Consider the following 22,966-nt stretch of genomic DNA (forward strand, 5'->3'; position numbering starts at 1 on the left):
CCCTGGATAGGGTAGCCCCGGGCTCGCAAGGCTCTGGGAAAGAGTTCGAGATGGGCGCGCTAGGAACGCCGCCCGGAACGTCCCGTGAAGGCGGAGAAGGCGAGGATCGTCGCCAGACCGCAGGCCAGCAGCAGCGCGTAGATCAGGAAGGCGGGCCAGAATCCACTTGGCAGCGCGGGTGCGAGCGGTGCCGTGCCAAGGAGCGGCGGCATGAGCAGCAGGGCGAACAGTGCCGCCCCGAGCGCGGCCCCGAGCCAAGCCGCGCGCAGCCCCCGCCTGAGACCGCGCCGGGCCGAGCGCAGCAGCCGACCGATATCCGCGCCGATCACCACCAGCGCGGGCACCACGAACAGTACCAGCACGAAGCCGAAGCCCAGCCCATAGACCAGCGTGATCACCGTGGGCTTCAGGAATTGCGCCTGTGCCGAGCCTTCGTAAAGCAGCGGGCTTAGTCCCAGCACCGTGGTCGCGGTGGTGAGGAAGACCGGGCGCAGCCTCTCGCAGGTCCCGTCGATCACAGAGGTGACCAGATCGCGTGTGCGGGCGTGCTCGTCGATGGTGGTGACCAGAACGATCGAGTCGTTGATGACGATGCCGACCATGCCGATGAGCCCGATCACCGAGAACATCGACAGCGGGATGCCCCACCACGCATGGCCCCAGATCGCCCCGACGAGGCCGAATGGCACGATCGACATCACCACCAGCGGCCGGCTCCAGCTTCCGAAGATCCAGGCCAGCACCAGATAGATCCCGGTGAGGCAGAGGATTAGCGCGACCTGCGCATCGCCCAGGAACTCGTCCTCCTGCTCGCTGAGGCCCGACAGGGCGGTGACGACGCCGAACTCGGCCTCGAGCGCGGGCAGGATTTCGGTCTCGATCTCGGTCATGATCGCGCTTGCGCGGTCGGCATCCTCATCGTCGAGCCCGCCATTGACCGAGACCAGCAGCAGGCCGTTCTCGCGCCGGAGCGTCGAGAACCCGTCGCGCCGCTCCACCGTGACGATATCGGCCAAGGGCAGCCAGTCGCCCGCTTCGCTGCGCAGCAGTGTCCGGTCGAGGAAATCGGCGGCGATCTCGTCGTCGGGCAGTTCGACCCGGATCGTCGCCTGCCGCGCCCCCACCGGGTAGCTGGCCGCCTCGATGCCGCCCAGCCGGTCGCGCAACTCGGCGCCGAGGCCGTCGATGTCGAAGCCCAGCGCCCGGCCCCGCGCGGTGAGGGCAAGTGCGATCTCCTCCTTGTCCCAAGGCAGCGAATCCTCCAGCCCCGAGATTTCCGGATAGGTCGAGAGCCGTGCCTTGAGGGCCTCGGCGGCGCGCTTCAGCCGATCGGCCTCGGCGCCCGAGATCTCGATGTCGATCGCGTCGCCCCCGGGGCCCGCGCCCCAGCTGCGAAAGCTCACCGTCTCGGCGGCGGGCAGGGTGACGATCTCCTCCTGCAATGCGGCCAGGAACTCGCCGCTGGAGATGGGTCGTAGATCCGCGTCGATCAGCTCGACCGAGAGGCCGCCGAACTGCCATGGCTCGCGGTCGTCGGTGCCCGAGAGGCCGCGCCCGGCGCCGCCGCCGATCTGGCCCAGCGCGCTGGTGACCGGGTTCACGCCGGTCTCGGCCTCGAAACGCATCGCCACCGCGTCGGCGGCGCGCTGCATCTCGCGCAGCTGCGCCATGCCGTCCTCGGGCGTGGCGCCGGGCAGCATCGCGAAATTGCCGGTGACCGAACCACGCTCCGGTGCCGAGAAGAAACGCCACTGCACCTCGCCCGAGATCACCAGTGCCACCTGCCCCGACAAGGCCAGCAGCGCCCCCGCCACCACCGCGTAGCGGGCCCGGACCGCCAGCCCCATCAACGGCCGGAAGCCGCGCTCCCGCAGGGCGCGGAAGCCCCGGTCCACCTGCCGCGACGGCCAGTCATACCAGCGCGCCCGCAGCGCGGCCGCCGCCGCATGTGACAGGTGGTTGGGAAGCACGAGGAAGCATTCCACGAGGCTCGCCACGAGCACGAGGATCACGGTGACGGGGATGTCGCGGATCAAGTCGCCGAAGCGACCGCCGATCAGCACCAGCCCCCAAAAGGCGATGATGGTGGTGAGCGAGGCGCAGAAGACCGGCAGGAACATGCGCCGCGCTGCCCGCTCGGCGGCGGTCTCGGGGTCCTCGCCCAGCCGGCGCGCGCGCCAGTCGGCGTGTTCGCCCACCACGATGGCGTCGTCGACGACGATGCCCAGCGTCAGGATCAGCGCGAAGAGCGAGATCATGTTGAGCGTGAGGCCGGCGGCATGCATCAGGGCCAGCGCCGCCAGCATCGAGACCGGAATGCCTGCCGCCACCCAGATCGCGGTACGGGTGTTGAGAAACAAGAACAGCAGCGCCAGCACCAGCGCCAGACCGGTCAGACCATTATCGAGCAACAGCGCGAGCCGCCCCGAGATCTGTTCGGCCTGGCTGTTGGTAAGCTGCAGGCTCACGCCCTCGGGGAGACCGGTGCGGATCTCGCGCGCCACCGCCTCGACCTCGCGCTGCAATCCGATCGCGTCGCCCTCGGCCGAGCGCTCGACCCGGATCAGCAGCGCCGGGTCATCGTCCACGAAATAGGCGCGGTCGCGGCCGGGCCCGAGAGTCCGGATTTCGGCCACCTCGCCCAGGCTGAGACTGGTCCCGTCGGGCTGCTGCCGCAGCACGATGGCGGCGACCTCTTCGGGCGCCTGCGCGGGCTGGCCGGTGCGCAGCCGCGCCGCGCCCGACACCTCGCCCGCGGGATTGGCCCGGGCCTCGCGGGCCACCGCCTCGGCGATCTGCGACAGCGACAGGTCGTGGCGGATCAGCGAGAGCGTCGAAACCTCGACCAGGATCTGCGGCGCGGCGAGGCCCTGCACCGTGGCGCGGGTGACGCCCGCTTCGAACAGCAGCGCCACGGTGTCGTCGGCGATCCGGCCCAGCCGGTCGAGCGGCACCGGACCGGTGAGCACCATGTCGGTGACCCGGTCGCTCCAGGCGGCGCGGCGCAGCTCCGGCGTCTCGACCCCCTCGGGCAGGCCGCTCAGCCCGTCGATCGCCGTCGCCACGTCCTTTTCGGCGCGGTCCATGTCGTGGCCCGGCGCGAAATCGAGGCTGACCGAAGCGCGTCCTTCGGATGCAGTGGCCTCCGAGCCGGTGACACCATCGACCGTGCGCAGCGCCGGCTCGAGGATCTGCACGATACCGGTGTCGACATCCTCGGCACCGGCGCCCTCCCATTCGGCCGTGACCGAGATCCGGTCGATGACGATATCGGGGAAATACTGCGCCCGCATGTTCGGCAACGCGAGCAGCCCCGCAACCAGCATCAGCGCCAGCAGCAGGTTCGCCGCGGTCGGATGGCGGGTGAAATAGGAAAGTACCCCGCCTGCGGGCAGCCCGCTCATCCGCCCATCCTCCGCTCGATCTGCGCGACCAGCGCGGCGGGCACGCGATCGGCCTCGATCTGGTCGAGCAGCGCCGCGCGACGCGCTTGGGGAAGCTCGGTATCGGTACGCAGGAACTCCCGCAGCCGCTCGCGCTGCGCGGCATCGAGCGCGATCAATTCCTCGTCTTCCGCGCGTGCACCCTGCGCCCGGCCTGTCTCCGCGGCCCGTGTTTTCGTGGGCCTGGCGGCGCGGGCTCGGAGGCCGTCGGCGAGGAGCGGTGTGCGGGTCGCGACGACCTCGGCACCGTCGAGCGCCTCGGCCCGCACCAGCACTGCGTCGCCCTGCCGACGAAGCAACGTTACCGGCACCGCCTCGAGCCGTTCGCCGCGCAACGCCAGCACAGCCCCGTCCGCGCCCAGCGCCGAGGCGGGAAGGCGCGCCACATCGCCGAGCGGTGGCTCCTCGATCTCAGCGGTGACGAAATCGCCCGGACGCAGCGCGGGCGCATCCTCGATCCGGGCAAAGAGCAGTCGCCCGGTCTGACCCTCGGCCACGCTCGCGCCCTCGCGGATGATCCGGCCGGGCACGCGCGTCGCGTCAGGGCCGGTGTCGAGCATGACGGTGAGCGGCGCGCCGACCGGGCTTCCGTCGCCGGCCGCGAGTCGCGCATATTGGGCGGTCGAGAGGCGCAGCGCCAATTCCAGGTCCGTCGGGTCGATCAGTTCGGCCACCTGTTCGTTGGCGGTAACGCGCGCGCCTTTGCGCAGCGACACCCCCGCGAGCACGCCGCCGAAGGGAGCGGTCAAAGTGGTGCTGTCGCGCAAGCGCCGCGCCTCGTCGCGGGCGATCTCGGCCCGGCTGCGCGCGATCGCGCCCTGATCAATGCGCGCCTCTGCCGCGCGCAACGCCTCGCGCGCCGAGAGCACCGCGCTCGCTGCCGAGGAGGCGGCCAACTCGGCGGCTTCGAGATCGGCGGCGGTGGCGATGCCGCGCCCTTCGAGGTCGCGCTGGCGCGTCAGTGCTGCCTCGCGCAATGCCGCCTGGGTTTCGGCGGCCGCAAGCGAGTCCCGCGCCAGTTCCAGCCCCCGTTCGGCGTCGCGCTCGGCGGCGCGAGCTTCCGACAGGTCCGCCTCGGCTCGGGCCAGCGCCGCCTCCGCCTCGGCCGGGTCGATCTCGAGCAGCATCTCGCCTGCCTCGGCCCTGCCGCCTTCGACCAATGCCGCACCGGTCGCGATGACGATGCCGCCCAAGGGCGCGCGCAGCGCCAGCTGCCGCGTTGCGCGCAGCTCTCCATAAGCGGTCATCACCGGCACAATAGTCCCGGGCTCATAGGGCACGGTTTCGACGATCTGCGGCTGTTCCTCGCGCGTGAAATCGCGCGGCTCCTGCGACATCGCTTCGCTGACCGCACCATAGATCTGAAGGCCGGCCTGCGCGAGCAGCGCCGCCGTCAAGGCCATCAGGAACAGGCCGACAAGAACCCGTCGTAGGAAACGCATGGGCTTTCCTTCCGCCTGAAGTCGAGAGGCATTCCATAGGGAATGTCATGATCCGACTTAGCAGGAATCCCAAATGGTTTCATTCGCAAGGGCGCGAGGAAGGGGGCCCTGTCTGCCGAAGGGCGCTCCGCCTTCAGACGGAGCGGGGTTGGGCCGGGGATGCGCGATCCGGGGCGGTCGCCGCCTCGACGATCTCGGCAAGCACGGACACTGCGAGCACGCGCGGGTCGCGGGTGCCCTTGATCACGCCGATCGGCCCGCGCAGCCGCGACAGCGCCTCCGCGTCCCAGCCTTCGTCCCGCAGAAGATCGAGGCGACGGGTCTGCGCGGTGCGGCTGCCTTGCGCGCCGATCCAGAAGGCCGGGCTGCGCAGCGCCATTCGCAGGATGTCCGGCTCGCGTTCATGATCATGAAAGAACAGCACCACCGCCGTTTCCGCATCGATGCGCGCAGTCTCCGGCTGTTCGAGCCGTTCGACCGGGTAGCCCGCGGCACGCGCCAGCCCCGCAAAGGTTTCGGCCTCCGGACCCGTGCCGAACACGACCATCTTGGGGTCCGGGCGGATCGCCACAGACGGCAGGCCCGGCAGGGCGAGCACCGCGTGCCGGCGTGCCGAGATCGCCCGAAGCGTCGCGTCGAATGCGCCAGCCTCGACAGGCACGAGCGTCACGTCGATGCCGCTCCCGCAAGGCAGGCGGATATCTAAGAAGGGCGAGCCGCGACCATAGCGCAGGCTGCGGGAGCGGTTCTCCAGCCGCACCGCCTCAGCATGGATCGCAAGGTCGCCTTCAATGCAGCCCGAGGATAGCTGGCCGACCGGTGCGGCCCCATCTGGAAAGACCATGACGGCTCCGAGCGGGCGGTAGAAGGCGCCGTCGATCCCGGTGATCATGGCCAGAACGCCCCCTCGCGGCGCGAGCGCTTCGAGCGCCGGCCCGACCTCGGCTGCCGTCAAGCCGAAGCGCGGCGCGTCAGTCGCCTTGGCGACATACAGTTCCGTCCGGCCGCTGTGATCAAGCATCACGGTGCTCCTGGATGTCGGGATCGGGGCTTGCCCCGGAAGACGGCGCATACCGTGAGGATCGTGGCCGAAGAAAAGGGAGCCGCCACGTGGGCGGCCCCGCCGGGATCAGTTCGCAGTGTCGTCCGAGGCGTCGTCATCCTCAGTCGTATCGGCTTCTCCACCCATTTCCGCCTCAGCCTTTGCCTCAGCCGCGCCGTCGGTCATTTCGGCTTCTCCGCCCGTTTCCGCCTCAGCCTCCGCCTCGGCATCCGCGCCGCTGTCGGACCCACCTTCGGCAACTTTGAAATCAGGGCTGAAGGTCGCGAGATAGGCGGTGATGTCGATGGCGGTCTGCTCGTCGCGTACCTTGTAGGCCATCTTGCCGCGGGCGCGCTCGTCATCCAGCGCCTCGCGCAGGAAGCTGGTCGGGTCCTGCAGATAGGCGACGGTGTTGTCATGCGCCCAGACCACGTTCTCGAATTCGTCGCCGGTCGGCGCAGTGCCGGTCATGTCATCGGCCGGGGCCAGCTCGCCATAGGCGACCATCCCGTCGCTGTAGCGGAAATCCTCGACCGCTCCGGGTTGCCGGCCGATCACACCATGGAGGTTCGGGCCGATGCGCCCGGCGCGACCTGCCAGCACCTCGCCCGACTCGTCCGCGATGACATGGCAGCTGACGCATTGCCGCGCGAATTCGGATTCGCCATTGGCGACGTCGGCTTCCATGTCCTGCGCCATGGCGGGGGCGGCCAGCAGGGTCGTGGTGGTCGCAAGGGCGGTCAGCAATCTCATGATACGGATCCTCTCGGCGCAGATGGCATGATGTGCGCGACAGGCGCGCGAATACCGATACCAATTCCGGGAAGACGGTGCGGGTTCCACGCGACCTCCAGGTCAAATGACCGTGCAGCATCGAAAATCGGCCCCGCCGACTGGACGGATGGCACATGCGGGCCAGATGGCCCCCTCAGCGACATCCGGCAGAACGAGCCGCCGGGAGCCAAACGCACGGGAGACAACCGCATGGTCACATTAGTCATCAACGGCGAGGAGCGGCAGTTCGACGGCGATCAGGACACGCCTTTGCTGTGGGTCCTGCGCGACGAGATGGGGCTCACCGGGACCAAGTTCGGCTGCGGCATCGCGGCCTGCGGCGCCTGCACCGTGCATATCGATGGCGCACCTTCCTTTGCCTGCGTGACGCCGATCGGCGTGCTCGAAGGCGCCGAGGTCACCACGATCGAGGGGCTGTCGGAGCAGGGCGACCATCCGGTGCAGGTGGCGTGGCGCGATCTCAACGTCGCGCAGTGCGGTTACTGCCAAGCCGGCCAGATCATGCAGGCCGCGGCTCTCGTCGACCAGTACGACACCGTCACGGATGAGGACATCGACGCGGTGATGAGCGCCAACCTCTGCCGCTGCGGGACCTATCCGCGCATTCGCGCCGCCGTGAAGCAGGCCTCGGCGGCCAAGTCCGGCACTTCGGAAGCGGAGGCACAGTGATGCGGAAGATGTCGATCACCAATGTGAGCCGCCGTGGACTTCTGGGGGGCATGGGCGCCGGAGCCTTCGTTCTGGCCGTGGGGCTGCCGCGCCCCGGACGGGCGCAGGAGGAAGAGCCGGAATTCGGCCGTGATGCCATGCCCAATGGCTGGCGCGACGATCCGAAGATCTTCATCGCCATCGCCGAGGACGGCATCGTCACCGTGACCTGCCACCGTCAGGAGATGGGGCAGGGCGTGCGCACCTCGATCGCCATGGTCGTGGCGGACGAGCTGGGCGCGGACTGGGAGAATGTCCGCGTCGACCAGGCGCCGGGCGACGAAGAGAAATACGGCAACCAGGACACCGACGGCTCGCGCAGCCTGCGGCATCACTTCATGCCGCTGCGCCGCGCCGGCGCCGCCGCGCGGACCATGCTGGAGCAGGCGGCGGCCGATCAGTGGGGCGTCGACGTCTCCGAGGTCAAGGCCGATGGCCACAAGGTGAGCCATGCGGGCTCGGGCAAGTCGCTGGGCTATGGCGAGCTTGCTGCCGCGGCGATGGATCTCGAGGTGCCCGAGCGCGATAGCCTCGTGCTCAAGGACCCGTCCGAGTTCCGCTATATCGGCAAGGGCTCGATCGGCCTCGTCGACAACATGGATATCACCACCGGCAACACGACCTACGGGATCGACGTGAAGCGCGACGGCATGCTCTATGCCGTGGTCGCGCGCCCGCCGGTCTATGGCGGCAAGGTGGCCTCGCTCGACGACAGCGCGGCGCTCGCCATCGAGGGTGTCGAGAAGGTGGTGCAGATCGATCCGGCCGAGTTTCCGACCGAGTTCGCGCCGCTGGGCGGGGTCGCGGTGATCGCCCGTAACACCTATCTCGCGATGAAGGGCCGCGACGCGCTGCAGATCGAGTGGGAGGATGGCCCCAACGCCGATTATGACAGCGAGGCCTATCGCGAGACCCTGTCGCAGGCCGCAAATTCGGCGGGCGGCAAGGTGATCCGCGACGAGGGCGACTATGACGAGGCGGCGGCCGGCGCGGCCCAGACCGTGGAGGCGGAATACTACATCCCGCATCTGGCGCAGGCGCCGATGGAGCCGCCGGCTGCCGTGGTCGAGATCAAGGACGGCAAGGCCGAGGCCTGGGCCTGCGTGCAGGCGCCGCAGGTGACGCGGCTCAGGCTGGCCGAACGGCTCGGGCTGTCCGAGGACGCGGTCAAGGTGAACGTGACGCTTCTGGGCGGCGGCTTCGGTCGCAAGTCGAAGCCTGACTTCGTGCTGGAGGCGGGCATCCTCAGCCAGGCCATGGACGGCGCGCCGGTCAAGCTCACCTGGACCCGCGAGGACGACATCCACCACGGCTACTACCACACCGTCTCGGTCGAGAAGATGTCGGCCGGTCTCGACGAAAGCGGCAAGACCGTGGCCTGGCGGCATCGTACGGCGGCGCCGACCATCGGCTCGATCTTCGCGCCCGACCCGGCGCAGAAGCTGCCCTTCGAGCTCGGCATGGGCCTTCTCAACATGCCGCTGGCGGTCGAGAACATCCGCGCCGAGAACCCGGAGGCGCAGGCGCATGTGCGCATCGGCTGGTACCGCTCGGTTTCGAACATCCCGCATGCCTTCGCGATCCAGTCCTTCGCGGCCGAACTCGCGGATGCGGCGGGGCGCGACCAGAAGGACTATCTGCTGGAACTGATCGGGCCCGCACGGCAGATCGACCCGACCAATCAGGGCGACGTCTGGAACTACGGCGAGAACCCGGATGTCTACACGATCGATACCGGTCGCATGGCGGGGGTGGTCGAGGCGGCCGCAGAGGGCATCGAATGGGGCCGCGAGATGCCCCAGGGGCGGGGCCTCGGCATCGCCGGGCATTACAGCTTCGTCTCCTATGTCGCGGTGGCGGCCGAGGTCGAGGTGGTCGATGGCCGGGTCACGGTGCCCCGCGTCTCGATCGCCATCGATTGCGGCGCGCATGTGAACCCCGACCGCATCCGCAGCCAGATGGAGGGCGCGGTGATCATGGGCGTCGGACAGGCGCTGATGACCGAGGTGACCTTCGCCGAGGGACGCGCGGTGCAGGACAACTTCGACAGCTACCTGATTCCGCGTATGGAAGAGGCCCCCAAGCGGATCGACGTGCATTTCGTCGGCAGCGACGCGGCCTATGACCGCCCGCTCGGCGGCGTCGGCGAGCCGGGCCTGCCCCCCGTCGTGCCCGCGATCACCAACGCGGTCTTCGCGGCCACCGGCAAGCGCATCCGCCGCCTGCCGATCGCCGATCAACTGCGCAGCTGAAAGGGAGAGCCAGCGTGACGACACTCAGGACGACACTGGGGGCGGCCATTGCCGCCTCCCTGCTGGCGGGGCCCGCCCTCGCGCATGACTGCGCGGGCCGGATCGACGATTTCGAGCGGCTGCTCGATCTCGCCGCCAAGGAGGCGATCTCCGCCTCGTCGAGCGGTCAGGCCGTGGCCGGCGCGCGCGAGGCCCAGGCGGTGCAGGACAGCGGCGCCGTATCGGACGCCGAAGAAACCGGTTCCGCGCCCGAAGCCGACGGCGAGGAACCGGTGGTGCCGGTGCAGGACGAGGTCGAAGAAGCCGCGGCGGTCGAGGAGGCCGATGAATCCGGCAATGCCGGCGAGAATGTTATCGATGCCCGCACCGCGTTGCAGGAAGCGCGGGAGATGGCCGAAGAGGGCGACGAAGCGGCCTGTACCGAGGCGCTCGACGAGGTGATCGTCAAGGTCATCGCGAACTGACCTGGGCCTCGTATCAGGGCGGTGTTTTCAAAGTCATGCCCGGATTCGAGACCGACCGCACTGGTCATCGTTAGGCCCCGGCCGGTTGATAACCTGACATCGCTATCACGACGTGAGAGGCCCGTCCCGAAAGCGGGACGGGCCTCTCACGCTCAGTCGGGCAAGTAGCGAGCAACGAGGTTCCAGCCGCTTTCGCTGGTCAGCCGTGTCAGCAGCGCGCGGTTGAGCGGCTCGCGCAGATCTGAATCCTCCGGCAGCGCGATGCTCACGTAGTGCGGATCGAAATCGGTGCGCTGCACCTGCGTGTCGAAGGCGCCGTTTTCGGCGACCGTGGCCTGCAGCACCGGTCGTGCAGCGGCAACGGTGTCGACCTCCTCGGCCTGCATCGCGCGCAGCGCCTCGGCTACCGAGCCATAACGGCGCAGCTCCACGCCCTCCGCCTCCAGAAAGCTGGCGCTGGTGCTGCCATCGACGACGCCGACACGCTGGTCGTGGAACCGCTCGGGCAGTTCGACCGAGTTGCGCATGTCGGTAAGATTAACCACCGCCGCCGTCAGCGCTGCGCTGATCGCCAGCCCGCTCAGCATCCACAGCATCGCCACGACGCGCCCCGGCAGTGTGACCGGCGCCTTGTCGCCATAGCCGATGGTGGTCAACGTGACCCCGGCCCACCAGAACCCGTCGCCAAGGCCCCTGAGCGGGCTTTTCGAGAATTGCTCCTCGTTGCGGCGCCGCTCGAGCAGCCAGATCAGCGTGCCCACCACAAGCAGCACCGCAGAGATGCCGAGCACCAGCCGCAGGAATTGCCATGTCAGGAACCCGTCCAGCACGCGCAGAAGCGCCGCGCGCTGCTGGACCGCTACGCCCATCGTCGCGGTATGCAGCGGGTGGCTGAAATCCATCGCCGTCTCGGCCCCGGGGGTCGCGTCCATCGCCAGCACCGCGTCGACGCGGTTGTTCGAGAGCGCCTCGGCCGCAGCTTCGGGTGCGATGTCGCGAAATTCATAGCGCCAGCCTTCGCCCTCGGCGGTAAGCCGCCACAGGTCGACGGCGAGACCGAGCCACGCCCCGTCATTGGTGCGGCTGGCATAGGGCGGGCGCTCGAATACGCCGATCACCAGCGGCTCCGAGGGCGTCGCGGCGCTTTGGGCAAAGGCAGCGGTGCCGGTCAGGAACAGCATCAGGAGCGTGGCGAGGACTCTCATCGGGCATTTCTCCGCAGCGGGTCGTCCGGCACGACGGCCGGTGCTCATGCAGGCCCATCGGTCGAGCGCCGGGTTCGGTTCCGGTGCGATTGTGGCCGGGCCGGCGCGGGGCTAGCCTCGTCCCGTGGCGCGTGAAGAGCGCGCCGCGCCCTGATCGACCTGGGATCTGCATGAAAAGCCTTTGCCCCGAAGACCGGATTCTCGAGCTGTCGCCCGAGCGCGATTTCGAGGAGATCGCGCGGCTGCTGACCACCTGCGCCTTCGCCTGGGACATCGAGCGGGCGCTCGAATTCGCGCTTTTCCGCACCTATGCCATCCCCTCGATCTCGGGGCTTCTGGATCGCACCGGCGAGTTCGGACGCCGCGCGGAGAAGCGCTACGACGACACCGAGTTGCTGCTGTCGGAGCCCTTGGAGAACGGGCTCGGCAGCCCGCGCGGCCGCGCGGCGATCGGGCGCATCAACGAGATGCATGGCTGCTACCGCATCTCGAACGAGGACATGCTCTATGTGCTCGGCACCTTCGTGCTCGAGCCTGTCCGCTGGCTCGAGCGCTTCGGACGGAGGGGCATGACGATCCCGGAGCGGCAGGCCTGGACCAACTACTATCGAGGCTTGGGGACGCGCATGGGGATCGCGGACATTCCTGCCGATTTCGATGCCTTCGCTGCAATGAATGCCGATTACGAAAGGCGGCACATGCGTTTCGCGTCGAGCAACCGGGCGGTGGGCGCGGCGACGCTGGATCTTCTCCTCGGCTTTTACCTGCCGCGCCCGTTGTTCCGGCTGGGACGGCCCATGGCGCTGTCGCTGATGGACGCGCGGCTGCTCGAAGCGATGGGCTTCGCGCCGCCCCCGGGATGGTTGCGGCGCGGCGTGCTGGGGGCGATGCGGTTACGCGCCGGGATCCTGCGGCTGCTGCCGCGGCGCCGTCTCCCGCGCCTCGTCACGGCGCGGTTTCGGCGCGGCTATCCGCAGGGCTACGAGATTGCGGAGCTGGGCACTTGGCCCAAAGCAGGGGGCTGTACCGGACACCGGCAGGCAGAGGATGTGCGGCCGCAACCTGAATGTTGACGACGCACCATATGCGGCGCTAATCCTGCGGCGTGGCGACGAGATCCGCCACCCCGCGGGCCGGGCATTCCTGGACAGCATGGTGGGGCACGCAACCCATGCGCTCATCAAGGAGGACCCCATGGGACCGTTTCCGCATGACGCGCCGAAGGCCAAGATCGACGAGGTGAACAAGGCCGGGACCGATGGCTTCGAATTCGTCGAGTTCGCGCATCCCGAGCCGGGCAGGCTCGAGGCCCTGTTCGAAAGCATGGGCTACGAGGAGGTGGCGCGGCACAGGACCAAGGACATCTCGCTCTACCGGCAGGGCAACATCAACTATCTCATCAACCGCGAGCCCGGCAGCCATGCCGCGCAGTTCGTAGCCGAGCACGGCCCCTGCGCCCCCGCGATGGCCTGGCGCGTGGTCGATGCGCAGCACGCGCTGAAATGTGCGCTCGATTACGGTGCCGAGGAATATACCGGCCCGGGCAAGTCGCTCGACGTGCCGGCGGTGATCGGCATCGGTGGCTCGCTTCTGTATTTCATCGAGACCTATGGCGAGACGGGCTCCTGCTACGAAGCCGAGTTCGACTGGCTGGGCGAGCCCGACCCGAAACCCGAAGGGGCGGGCTTTTATTATCTCGACCACCTCACCCACAACGTCGAGCGCGGCAACATGTCGACTTGGTACGATTTCTACGCCAAGGCCTTCAACTTCCGCGAAATCCGCTTCTTTGACATCAAGGGCAAGCAGACCGGCCTGACCTCGCGCGCCTTGACCTCGCCGGATGGCAAGATCCGCATCCCGATCAACGAGAGCGCCGACGAGAACAGCCAGATCGAGGAGTATCTGCGCGAATACAAGGGCGAGGGCATCCAGCACATCGCGGTCGGCACCGAGGACATCTATGCCGCCACCGACCGGATCTCGGAGAAGGGCATCGAATTCATGCCGCCGCCGCCCGCGACCTATTACGACATGAGCCACGACCGGGTGACCGGCCACGAGGAGCCGATCGACAAGCTCAAGAAGCACGGCATCCTGATCGACGGGGAAGGCGTGGTGGATGGCGGCCATACCCGTATCCTGTTGCAGATCTTCTCGAAGACGGTGATCGGACCGATCTTCTTCGAGTTCATCCAGCGCAAGGGCGATGACGGCTTCGGCGAAGGCAACTTCAAGGCGCTGTTCGAGTCGATCGAGGCCGACCAGATCCAGCGCGGCGTGCTCAAGGCTGAGGCCTGAGGCGATGGGCGCGCGCGACTGGCGCGACCTGCCGCGCGCGCCCGCGCCCGGCGCTCCGGTCTGTACCGCCGGAGCGCTTGCGGAGCCGGGGACGCTCGGTCTCGATCTCGGCGGCTTCCCCCTGCTTCTGGTGCGGACCGGGATCGGGCTGTTCGGCTATTTCAACGCCTGTCCGCACCAGCACCTGCCGCTCGACTGGCGTGGCGGGCGCGTGCTCTCGGCCGATGAGCGGTTGCTGCGCTGCTCGAACCACGCCGCTGGCTTCGACGCGGCGACAGGGCAGGGGGTGGAAGGTCTGGGTCAGGGCTGCGTGCTGATTCCGGTGCCGATCGAGGAGACGGGCGGCGAGATCCGCATCGGATCGAGCTAGCCGGTCGCGTCGCTGCCCGGCCGCAGCGCCACGGGGGCCGCATCGGGGGCCTCCAGCGTCTCCGCGAGATAGCGGGTGATCTTGTCGACCGCGCTGTTCAGCCCACGCAGCTCCTCGGCATCCAGAAGCTCTTCGAATACCTTCTGGCGCTCCAGCAGGCCCGGCTCGAAGGTGCCCAACGCCTCCTGCCCGGTGGCCGAGAGCCGAAGCAGCCTGCGGCGGCGATTGGCGCCGTCGCTGCGCTGTTCCAGCAACCCCTGCGCCAGAAGGTCCGACACCGAGCGGCTGATCTGCGCCCGGTCGATCACCATCAGCCGGCTCAGATCCGCTGCGGTGGTCTCGCCGAAGATGCCCAGCACCATCAGGATGCGGTACGAGGTGAGACCGGTGCCATGCACCGCGAGTTGCCGCGCCGCATGGGTATCGAGCAGTTTCGACAACCGGCTGATCCGAAACGACAGACGCCGTTCCAGCTCGGCCAGGGCCCTGAGCCGGTCGGCCATGCGCTGCGGGTCGTCCATCAGGGCCATGTCGCGGTCTTTCCGGTGCTGCCGAGGCGATGGTCTTGGATACCAGAGCGACCACCGTGCGACAATCGGCGGGGTCGGGAACCCGCGAGGGCGCGGACAGCGTTCCGCCCGAAACGGTACAAAGATGATAACGTTTCGCCACCGCGCCGCGTGCAGAACGCCCGATCCTTATTGCGAAACTCCATTGATCCTCCCCCGCCCGGCGCATTACCTCCCTCGCTCAAACCGAAAGGACCCCGCCATGCTGAAACAGTTCGCTTTCGCCAGCCTCGCCGCCACCTCGATCGCCTCCATGGCCGCCGCCCAGTCCGAGGGCGAAGGCACGCTGCGGGTCGGCATGTCGGGTGGCTATTTCCCCTTCACCTTCGTCGAGCAGGACGTGCTGCAAGGCTTCGAGGTCGACGTGATGGATGCGGTGGCCGAGGAGACCGGGCTCGAAGTCGAATACGTCACCATGTCCTTCTCGGGCCTTGTCGGCGCGCTGGAGTCGAACCGCATCGACACCATCGCCAACCAGATCACCATCACGCCCGAGCGCGAGGCGAAGTTCGTCTTCACGCAGCCTTACGTCTATGACGGCGCGCAGGTGGTGGTGAAGGCCGGCAACGAGGACGAGATCACCGGCCCCGAAGATCTCAAGGGCCGCTCGGTCGCGGTCAATCTGGGCTCCAACTTCGAGCAGCTTCTCAACGAACTGCCCTATGCCGACGAGATCGACATCCGCACCTATGAGAGCAACATCGAGCAGGACACGGCGCTGGGCCGGGTCGATGCCTTCGTGATGGACCGCGTTTCCTCGACGCAGGTGATCAAGGAAAGCCCGCTGCCGCTGGCTCTGGCCGGGCAGCCCTTCTCTGAAATCCGCAACGCGCTGCCGTTCCGCGACGACGAGGAAGGCCGGGCCCTGCGCGACCGCATCGACGCGGCGCTGAGCGATCTGCGCGAGGACGGCACGCTGGCCGAGATCTCGCAGAAGTGGTTCGACGCCGACATCACTACGGCGGAGTAAGACGATGCGGGCGCTCGATCTCGACTACATGCTGGGTCTGGTGCCCGTGATCCTCGGCTACGTGCCGCTGACGCTGGGCATGGCGCTCGCCGCCATGGCCTTCGCGCTGGTGCTGGCCTCTTTGATGGCGGTCGAGCGCGTGGTGAAGATCCCCGTGCTCGACAGCTTCGTGAAGCTGTTCATCAGCTTCTTTCGCGGCACGCCGCTGCTGGTGCAGCTGTTCCTGTTCTATTACGGGTTGCCGCAGGTGGTCTCGGCGCTGGCGCAGATCAACGGCGTCACCGCCGCGATCATGGGGCTGACCTTGCATTTCGCGGCCTACATGGCCGAGAGCATCCGCGCCGCGATCCTCGGCGTCGACCGCAGCCAGTGGGAGGCGAGCCAGGCGGTGGGGATGACGCAGGGCCAGATGATGGCCCGCATCGTGCTGCCGCAGGCCGCACGCGTCGCGGCGCCGACTCTGGTCAACTACTTCATCGACATGATCAAGGGCACCTCGCTGGCCTTCACCTTGGGCGTGACCGAGATGATGGGCGCCACGCAGAAGGAGGCAGCGGGCTCGTTCCTCTACTTCGAGGCGTTCCTCGTGGTGGCGGTGCTCTACTGGATCATCGTCGAGGCGCTGTCGCTGCTGCAGCGGGGCGTCGAGATCCGTCTCAACAGGGCCTATGCGCGATGATCGAGATTTCGGGACTGACCAAGAATTTCGGCGGCACGCCGGTACTGAACCGCATCGACCTGTCCGTCGCACCGGGTGAGCGGATCGTGGTGATCGGGCCGTCGGGGACCGGCAAGTCGACGCTGCTGCGCTGCCTCAACTTCCTCGACCGGCCCGATGCCGGGACGATCCGACTGAACGGCATGACGGTGGATGCCGCGAAGGCCACCAAGGCCGAGATCCTCGCGGTGCGTCGCCGCACCGCCTTCGTGTTCCAGAACTACGCGCTCTTCGCCAACAAGACCGCGCGGCAGAACATCACCGAGGCGCTGGTCACGGTGCAGAAGCGGCCGCGCGCCGAGGCCGAGGCGCGCGCCGACGAAATCCTGCGCGAGATCGGCCTCGCGGAGAAGGCCGGCAGCTATCCGGCCGCGCTCTCGGGCGGGCAGCAGCAGCGCGTGGGTATCGGCCGGGCGATGGCGCTCGATGCCGAGTTGATGCTGTTCGACGAGCCGACCTCGGCGCTCGATCCCGAATGGGTGGGGGAGGTGCTCGACCTGATGCGCAAGGTGGCGCAGGCGCGCCAGACCATGCTGATCGTCACCCACGAGATGCAGTTCGCGCGCGAGATCGCCGACCGTGTGATCTTCATGGAAGGCGGGCGCATCGTCGAGCAGGGGCCGCCAAGCCAGATCTTCGACGCCCCTCAGGACGCGCGCACCCGCGATTTCCTGCGCCGGGTCGGCTGAGCGGCCGACGCCCGAACGGGCCGGCGGCTCAGACCATCTCCTGGTCGCGGGCCATCATCGCCGCCTGTGTGCGGTTCTTCGCACCCATCTTGCGGCACAGCGTCTTGACGTGCAGCTTGACCGTGACCTCCTGAATGTCGTGGTCGAGCGCAATCTCCTTGTTGGACTGACCCTTCTTGATGCCCTCGAGCACCTGCCGCTCACGAGGCGTCAGATGCGCCAAGGCCGGGTTCTCGGTCTCCTTGGCGGTCATGAAGTCGATCGGCACATAGGTTTCGCCCATCGTCATGAAGCGCACGGCGTTGCTCATCGACCGGGCTGACATAGTCTTGGGTAGGAAGCCCGCGGCACCGGCGGCCAGCGCCTCCTCGGCTATCGTCTTGTCCGCGGTGCCCGAGATCAGCGCCACGGGCTTGCCCTGCGAGGCTTCGAGCGCGGCATGCAGCCCCTCGAGCCCGCGCATTCCCGGCATCCGGTAATCAAGTAGCACCAGATCGAACGCACCGCTGCGGGCGATCTCGGCCATCGCATCGTCGAAGCTCGAGCTCTGCACCACCTTCGCGCCGCAATCGCGCTCCAGATAGGCGGCCATCATTTCGCGTACGAGGTCGTGGTCGTCGGCAATCAGGATACGCATATCCGTCCTCTCGATTTCATCTTGAACGTCTGGGCCGGCACGAGACGGCGGTGAGGTTAGCATACTGAGGATCGTTAAGTGGCGAAACGGGCGAATCCGAGGCGCCAGATACCCTTGACCGAGTGTATATCCTTTATTGGGGCTTTGCTGCCACGCTTGGATATTGCCCGGCGAAAGGGATTCGCAATATGCGTGCAGATCGCGCATTCTGCACACGGTCGCACTGGCCATAGCCGGATCGGGAAAGGGGTCGATATGAATCAAGCCATCAAGAGCGCTCTCACCGGGCTGGCCATGGCCACGGTAGCAACTTACGCGAGCTCGACAGAGCTTCAAGACCCGTTTTACGCGGAGCCCGGCGTGTTGCAGGTGGGGCAGGAGGACGAGGAGTTCGTCTCCTTCGACCTCGATGCGCTCGATGCGCTGCCGCAGGTTAGCTTCGAGACGAGCACCATCTGGACCGACGGCAGCAGCCTTTACTCCGGTGTATCAGTCGCGACGCTGCTCGAAGAGGCCGGAATGGGCGAGATGATAGGCCAGAGTGGCGCAACGCTGGAGCTGGTCGCCCTCAACGATTACCGCGTGCAGATCCCGATCGAGGATATCGGCGAAGAGCTGCCGATCGTCGCCACCCGGATCGACGGCGAGACCGTCTCGATCCGTGAGAAGGGCCCTTACTGGCTGATCTACCCCTTCGATCGCGCGGCGGAGTACCGCACCGAGGAAACCTACAAGCGCAGCATCTGGCAGCTGGCGCAGATGATCGTGCTGGAGTGAGTGCGGGCGGCGTGAACATCCCCAAGCCACGTGCGGGGAGATCAACGCCCCGGCTGAACATCCGCAGCGGCCTTGGTTTCGCGGCGGCGATCCTGCTGACCTTGGTGCTGTCGCTAGGCTGGATTCTCGGCCGGCAGATACGCGACCTCGAAACCGCGGGCATCGACAATACCCAGTGGACCCTCGCCCAGCTCGAGCTCGAGACCGCGATCTTCGCGCGGGACGTGATCGCCGCGGCGCAGGGCGTGCGCGGCAATGCCAGCGGGCTGCAGCTGCGCTTTGACATCCTGCTGAGCCGGCTCGGTCTGGTGCGCAGTGGTGAGATCGGCCGCGCGCTGTCCGTGCATGAGGGGGTGCCGGAGCTGCTGCTGGCGATCGACGGTTACGCCGACCGGGTCGATGCGCTGTTCGCCGACAGCGTGAACGTCGCCAATCTGGAAGCGATCTATCAGGAAACACTCGACATTCAGCCGGTGATGCGGGAGCTGTCGCTCAACGGTCTCGATGTCCTTGCCGAGGATGCGGAGGCCTACCGTCATCAGGTACGCCGCCAAGCCGAGCTGACCGCCTTGGCCGGGGGCCTGCTGCTGATCCTGCTCGGGGCGCTCTTGCGGCTGATCGACGTGCAGCGACGGCGCGTGATGGATCGCGACCGGGTGCTGTCGCGTACCGCAGAACGGCTCAACTCGGTCATCGGCAACTCGCTCGATGCGATCGTGGTGGCCGATGAACAGGGCCGGATCGTCGACTTCAACCCCGCCGCCGAGGAGATGTTCGGCTGGCGCAAGGACGAGATCCTGAACCAGAACGTGCGCGAAACGCTGGTGACGGCGGAGCGGCGCCAGATCTTCGACGAGCGGCTTCGCAACTTCGCAGCGAAGGGGCGCGAGTATCTGATCGATGCGGGGCGGGTCGAACTCGTCGCCCGGCGGCGCAGTGGCGAGATCTTTCCCATCGAGGCGGTGATAACCCATGTCGACGGGCCGGATGCGCCGGTCTTCATCGGTTATCTGCGCGACATTACCGAGCTCAAGGCCAGCCAGGAGCGGTTGATTGCGGCGCGCGATACCGCTGAGCGGGCGGACCGGGCAAAGTCGCGCTTCCTGTCGGTGATGAGCCACGAGATGCGCACCCCCCTCAACGGCATCATGGGGGTGCTGGACCTGCTGAACACCTCGACCCTGTCCGCCGAGCAGCGCCAGCAGGTCGGGATCGCCTTGGCCTCGGCCGAGATCCTGCTGCAGCTGGTGAACGAGTCGCTGGACATCACCCGGATCGAAACCGGCGAAGAGGTGATCGAAACCGTGCCCTTCGCCCCGGGCTCGATGCTGCATCGGCTGTTGTCGGTGCTGCGGCCTCTGGCGGCAGAAAAGGACCTGCCGCTCGAACTCGTGGCCGAAGAGGCGGATCTCGGGCAATGGTACGAGGGCGATCCGAACCGTGTAGCGCAGGTCGTCACCAACCTGATCGGCAACGCCATCAAGTTCACCGAGCGCGGCTCGATCACCGTGACGCTCCAGCTCGAGGATGGTGCGGTCGAGATCGGGGTGCATGATACCGGCATCGGCATCGCGCCGGAGGATATCGAACGGGTTTTCACCGAATTCGTGATCCGTGCCCGCCCCGAAGGACGGCAGGGGCGCTCGGATGGTCTGGGCCTCGCCATCTCGCGGCGGCTGGCCCGGTTGATGTCGGGCGACATCACGGTTCAGAGCACGCCCGGCAAGGGCAGCAGCTTCTACCTGCAGCTACCGTTGAAGAGCGTCGCGCCGCCGATCGAGGCGCCCGAGCCCGAAGCTGTGATCCCGGTCGCGCCCGGCACCAGCCTGTCGGTGCTGGTGGTCGAGGACAACGCCGTGAACCGCATGGTGCTGCGCGGCATGCTGCAACAGTTCGGGCACGAGATCACCGAGGCGCCGAACGGCGCCGAAGGCGTGGCGCTGCTGCGCGAGGAGTCCTTCGATCTGGTGCTGATGGATTTCGAGATGCCGGTGTTGGGCGGAATCGACGCCACGCGCGAGATCCGCGAATTCCTGCCGGACAGGACCGAGCCCCGGATCATCGGGCTGACGGCCCATGGTTCGGCCGAGGCGCGGCTTGCAGGTATCGCGGCGGGGATGAACGAAGTCTATGCAAAGCCGCTGCGTCTGCCAGTGCTGCGCAAGATCCTCGCCGGCCTCGTCGAGGTGCCGCCGTCGTCGGCGTCGGCGAAAGTGAGCAAGACGCCGGACATCGACACCGATGCCTTCGACGAAATGCTCGACATGCTCGGACCGGAGCGGGTGAACCGCGCGCTCGACAGCTTCGGGACCGAGTGGCGCGAGGCGAGCGCTCGGCTCGCGTCTCAGCCCGAGGATGCCGATGGCGAAAGCGCGGTGGGCATCCTGCACAAGCTGCGGGGTGGTGCTGCAATGCTCGGGCTCTTCGGTCCGGCCGAGATGCTGGGCGCGCTGGAACTGCGCGCGCCCACGCATCTTGCCCCCGAAGAGGTCGCGGAGCTGGAAGATCAGGTGTCCCGAGCGCTCGCGGTGGCACGGTCCCGGATCGAGGCGCGGGTCGAGGCCTGAGCTCCGCCCGCGCCGTAAGGCCTTAGCCTTGGATGCGCGCCGCCATCAGCGCGATCGCTTTCTGGTAAACGCCCGCCGCGTTCCATTCCTGGATCACCCGGAAATTCGGCTGCCCTTCCTGGTAGCCGGCGCCCGGTTGCCAGCCCTTCTGGCGCAGGTAATTGGCGGTGGAGGCCATGGCGTCGGTCAGGTTGGTGAGATCAACACGGCCATTGCCGTCGCCATCTACGCCATAGCGCAGGATGTTGCCCGGCAGGAACTGCGTATGGCCCAGCTCGCCATGCATTGCGCCGATCGAACCGGGCGAGACCGCACCGCGATCCACCAGCATCAGCGCCGCCAGCGCGTGCTGCGAGAAGAAATCCGAGCGGCGGCAGTCATAGGCCAGCGTCGCGATCGCCGAGAGCACGTTGCTGTCGCCCATGAAGTTGCCAAAACCGGTTTCCATGCCGTGGATCGCGATCAGCACGCCCGCGGGCACGCCATACTGGCTCTCGAGGCTCTGCCAGAAGCCGGGATTGGCGGCGAGCTTCTGACGCCCCTGCGCGACGATCGTATCGGCGCCACGCACCTGCATGAACTTGTCGAGCGAGTAGTCGAAGCTCTTCTGGTTGCGGTCGGCATTGATGGTCCGCTGGGCGTAGCTGGTCTGGGACAGCGCGTTCAGCCCGGCCTGACCCACGCCCTGTGCGGCGGCCTCGGCGGCGAATTCCTGCTTCCAGCGTTCGAAACCCGAGGCGTCGTTGCCGCAGGTGGCGGCGGCTGCGGTGGAGGCGCCGAGGCCCAGCGCGAGAAGGGTGGAAAGCACGTATCGCAAAGGGTAACTCCCGTGAAAATGGCTTCGGCCGCTTGGCGGCCGGGATCTCCGCTCCACCTAGCACGAGCCGATGGAGCGGCAATGTCGAGCGAAGGAGCGAGCATGCGCGCCAGCCTTGCCGGGGTGGCATTTGCCCTGATGTTGATCGCGGCCTTTCTGGCCGGACGCTATGCCGTCGAGACGGAAGCCTCGCCGCCGGAGCCGCTGCCGCCGGGCCCGGCCAGCCTCGAGATCGAGGAGGCGCGTACCATCGCGGTATTCCGCGCCGCGCGCGACAGCGTCGTTGCAATCACCACCTCGACCCGCATCATCGATCCGTTCACCCGACGGACCGGTGAGACGCAACTCGGCTCGGGTTCGGGCTTCGTCTGGGACGCGCGGGGGCATGTCGTCACCAATGACCACGTGATCCAAGGCGCGAGCCGGGCGCTGGTGCAGCTTGCCGATGGCCGCTCGCTCGAGGCGCAGGTGGTGGGTCGCGCTCCGAGCCATGACCTCGCGGTGTTGCGCATCGGGGGCGATGCGCTGCCCGCGCCACTGCCGCGCCCGGAGCCGGGGGAGGGCGGTCTGGAGGTCGGCCAGTCGGTGCTGGCGATCGGCAACCCATTCGGGTTGGACTGGACGCTGACAACCGGCATCGTCTCGGCGTTGGACCGCGACCTGCCCGGCGAAGCGGGCCGCGCGATCAGCGGGCTGATCCAAACCGATGCGGCGATCAACCCGGGCAATTCGGGCGGGCCGCTGCTCGATGCACGCGGGCGGCTGGTCGGCGTCAACACCGCGATCTACAGCCCCTCCGGCGCCAGCGCCGGGATCGGCTTCGCGGTGCCGGTCTCGACCGTGGCGCGGGTGGTTCCGCAGCTGATCGAAACGGGCCGCTACAGCCCGCCCTCGCTGGGGCTGGGCTTCGATGCGCGGATCAATGCGGCGGTGAACCGGCAGGGTCTCCCGGGGGCTCTCGTTCTCGACGTCGCGCCGGGCTCGGAGGCGGCGCGCGCCGGGGTCGAACCGGCGCGGGTCGCGCGCGGCCGGCTGCTGCCGGGCGACGTGGTGATCGCGCTCGACGGCGAAGAGGTCGAGGGGCTCGACGACCTCTTGGCCATGGTCGACCGGCGTCGACCGGGTGACAACGTGACGCTGACCCTGCTGCGCGACGGCCGTCGCCGCGAGCTGACGCTGGAGTTGCGGCCGGGGCGCTAG

The 22,966-nt window shown here is 67.8% G+C and carries 20 protein-coding genes; 12 read left to right on the plus strand and 8 right to left on the minus strand.

All coding sequences use genetic code 11. The annotated features are described in order from the left end of the window. Positions 1 to 59: 59 nt before the first annotated feature. The 4 genes from LOS8367_RS00150 to LOS8367_RS00165 form a co-directional block, all read right to left on the minus strand. Positions 60 to 3,404 (minus strand): efflux RND transporter permease subunit, encoded by a 3,345-nt coding sequence (locus LOS8367_RS00150; RefSeq protein WP_085894427.1) that lies wholly within the window; start codon positions 3,402 to 3,404, stop codon positions 60 to 62. After that, on the minus strand, positions 3,401 to 4,885 hold the full coding sequence (locus LOS8367_RS00155) for an efflux RND transporter periplasmic adaptor subunit (protein ID WP_085894428.1): 1,485 nt from the start codon (positions 4,883 to 4,885) through the stop codon (positions 3,401 to 3,403). The genes LOS8367_RS00150 and LOS8367_RS00155 overlap by 4 nt, the downstream gene beginning before the upstream one ends. A 133-nt stretch (positions 4,886 to 5,018) precedes the next feature. Then, entirely contained in the window at positions 5,019 to 5,906 is an 888-nt protein-coding gene (locus tag LOS8367_RS00160) for an XdhC family protein (RefSeq protein ID WP_165761356.1), read from the minus strand. A gap of 108 nt (positions 5,907 to 6,014) precedes the next feature. Continuing rightward, a complete protein-coding gene (locus LOS8367_RS00165; RefSeq protein ID WP_207569208.1) occupies positions 6,015 to 6,680 on the minus strand; it encodes a c-type cytochrome in 666 nt (221 codons plus the stop codon). Positions 6,681 to 6,911: 231 nt separating this feature from the next. Here LOS8367_RS00165 and LOS8367_RS00170 point away from each other — a divergent pair, with 231 nt between their 5' ends. Genes LOS8367_RS00170 through LOS8367_RS00180 form a run of 3 tightly spaced genes read left to right on the plus strand, consistent with a single transcriptional unit; the run spans position 6,912 to position 10,146 of the window. Next, on the plus strand, positions 6,912 to 7,391 hold the full coding sequence (locus LOS8367_RS00170) for a (2Fe-2S)-binding protein (protein WP_085894430.1): 480 nt from the start codon (positions 6,912 to 6,914) through the stop codon (positions 7,389 to 7,391). Beyond that, the gene (locus LOS8367_RS00175; RefSeq protein WP_085894431.1) at positions 7,391 to 9,682 is read left to right on the plus strand and encodes a xanthine dehydrogenase family protein molybdopterin-binding subunit; all 2,292 of its coding nucleotides are present in this window, start codon (positions 7,391 to 7,393) and stop codon (positions 9,680 to 9,682) included. The genes LOS8367_RS00170 and LOS8367_RS00175 overlap by 1 nt, the downstream gene beginning before the upstream one ends. A gap of 14 nt (positions 9,683 to 9,696) precedes the next feature. Continuing rightward, positions 9,697 to 10,146, plus strand: a complete 450-nt coding sequence (locus LOS8367_RS00180) for a hypothetical protein (protein ID WP_085894432.1) — start codon at positions 9,697 to 9,699, stop codon at positions 10,144 to 10,146. Between the two features lie 152 nt (positions 10,147 to 10,298). Here LOS8367_RS00180 and LOS8367_RS00185 read toward each other — a convergent pair whose 3' ends face one another. Beyond that, a complete protein-coding gene (locus tag LOS8367_RS00185) occupies positions 10,299 to 11,351 on the minus strand; it encodes an ion channel (RefSeq protein WP_165761357.1) in 1,053 nt (350 codons plus the stop codon). Between the two features lie 170 nt (positions 11,352 to 11,521). Between LOS8367_RS00185 and LOS8367_RS00190 the strand changes: the two genes are divergently transcribed. The 3 genes from LOS8367_RS00190 to LOS8367_RS00200 all read left to right on the plus strand — a co-directional run bounded on the left by LOS8367_RS00190 (position 11,522) and on the right by LOS8367_RS00200 (position 14,022). Next, positions 11,522 to 12,424, plus strand: a complete 903-nt coding sequence (locus tag LOS8367_RS00190; RefSeq protein ID WP_085894434.1) for an oxygenase MpaB family protein — start codon at positions 11,522 to 11,524, stop codon at positions 12,422 to 12,424. A gap of 121 nt (positions 12,425 to 12,545) precedes the next feature. Beyond that, positions 12,546 to 13,652, plus strand: a complete 1,107-nt coding sequence (gene hppD, locus LOS8367_RS00195) for a 4-hydroxyphenylpyruvate dioxygenase (RefSeq protein ID WP_085894435.1) — start codon at positions 12,546 to 12,548, stop codon at positions 13,650 to 13,652. A 4-nt stretch (positions 13,653 to 13,656) separates the two neighbouring features. Continuing rightward, positions 13,657 to 14,022 (plus strand): Rieske (2Fe-2S) protein, encoded by a 366-nt coding sequence (locus tag LOS8367_RS00200; RefSeq protein WP_085894436.1) that lies wholly within the window; start codon positions 13,657 to 13,659, stop codon positions 14,020 to 14,022. On the opposite strand, the gene LOS8367_RS00205 is transcribed toward LOS8367_RS00200, so the two are convergent. After that, positions 14,019 to 14,552 carry a MarR family winged helix-turn-helix transcriptional regulator gene (locus LOS8367_RS00205; RefSeq protein WP_085894437.1) on the minus strand — a complete coding sequence of 178 codons (534 nt, stop codon included), beginning with the start codon at positions 14,550 to 14,552 and terminating at the stop codon, positions 14,019 to 14,021. The two genes, LOS8367_RS00200 and LOS8367_RS00205, sit on opposite strands and share 4 nt — an antisense overlap. A 241-nt stretch (positions 14,553 to 14,793) precedes the next feature. Between LOS8367_RS00205 and LOS8367_RS00210 the strand changes: the two genes are divergently transcribed. The 3 genes from LOS8367_RS00210 to LOS8367_RS00220 are packed head-to-tail and all read left to right on the plus strand — an operon-like array spanning position 14,794 to position 16,968. Then, positions 14,794 to 15,561 carry an amino acid ABC transporter substrate-binding protein gene (locus LOS8367_RS00210; RefSeq protein WP_085894438.1) on the plus strand — a complete coding sequence of 256 codons (768 nt, stop codon included), beginning with the start codon at positions 14,794 to 14,796 and terminating at the stop codon, positions 15,559 to 15,561. A gap of 4 nt (positions 15,562 to 15,565) precedes the next feature. Beyond that, a complete protein-coding gene (locus LOS8367_RS00215; protein ID WP_085894439.1) occupies positions 15,566 to 16,240 on the plus strand; it encodes an amino acid ABC transporter permease in 675 nt (224 codons plus the stop codon). Beyond that, on the plus strand, positions 16,237 to 16,968 hold the full coding sequence (locus LOS8367_RS00220; RefSeq protein ID WP_085894440.1) for an amino acid ABC transporter ATP-binding protein: 732 nt from the start codon (positions 16,237 to 16,239) through the stop codon (positions 16,966 to 16,968). The genes LOS8367_RS00215 and LOS8367_RS00220 overlap by 4 nt, the downstream gene beginning before the upstream one ends. A 28-nt stretch (positions 16,969 to 16,996) precedes the next feature. Here the strand turns inward: LOS8367_RS00220 and LOS8367_RS00225 are convergent, their stop codons facing one another. Then, positions 16,997 to 17,605, minus strand: a complete 609-nt coding sequence (locus LOS8367_RS00225; protein ID WP_085894441.1) for a response regulator transcription factor — start codon at positions 17,603 to 17,605, stop codon at positions 16,997 to 16,999. A gap of 255 nt (positions 17,606 to 17,860) precedes the next feature. On the opposite strand from LOS8367_RS00225, the gene LOS8367_RS00230 reads away from it, so the two are divergent. Then, positions 17,861 to 18,382 carry a putative pterin-binding protein gene (locus tag LOS8367_RS00230; protein ID WP_085894442.1) on the plus strand — a complete coding sequence of 174 codons (522 nt, stop codon included), beginning with the start codon at positions 17,861 to 17,863 and terminating at the stop codon, positions 18,380 to 18,382. Between the two features lie 11 nt (positions 18,383 to 18,393). Further along, positions 18,394 to 20,949, plus strand: coding sequence for a hybrid sensor histidine kinase/response regulator (locus tag LOS8367_RS00235; RefSeq protein WP_133056273.1), 2,556 nt, complete (start codon positions 18,394 to 18,396; stop codon positions 20,947 to 20,949). Between the two features lie 22 nt (positions 20,950 to 20,971). Here LOS8367_RS00235 and LOS8367_RS00240 read toward each other — a convergent pair whose 3' ends face one another. Then, complete coding sequence (locus LOS8367_RS00240; RefSeq protein WP_085894444.1) at positions 20,972 to 21,766, minus strand: lytic murein transglycosylase; 795 nt, start codon at positions 21,764 to 21,766, stop codon at positions 20,972 to 20,974. Between the two features lie 102 nt (positions 21,767 to 21,868). Here LOS8367_RS00240 and LOS8367_RS00245 point away from each other — a divergent pair, with 102 nt between their 5' ends. Further along, positions 21,869 to 22,966 (plus strand): S1C family serine protease, encoded by a 1,098-nt coding sequence (locus tag LOS8367_RS00245; RefSeq protein ID WP_242665469.1) that lies wholly within the window; start codon positions 21,869 to 21,871, stop codon positions 22,964 to 22,966.

It is taken from the genome of Limimaricola soesokkakensis (genome assembly GCF_900172345.1).
Classification (GTDB): Bacteria; Pseudomonadota; Alphaproteobacteria; order Rhodobacterales; family Rhodobacteraceae; genus Limimaricola; species Limimaricola soesokkakensis.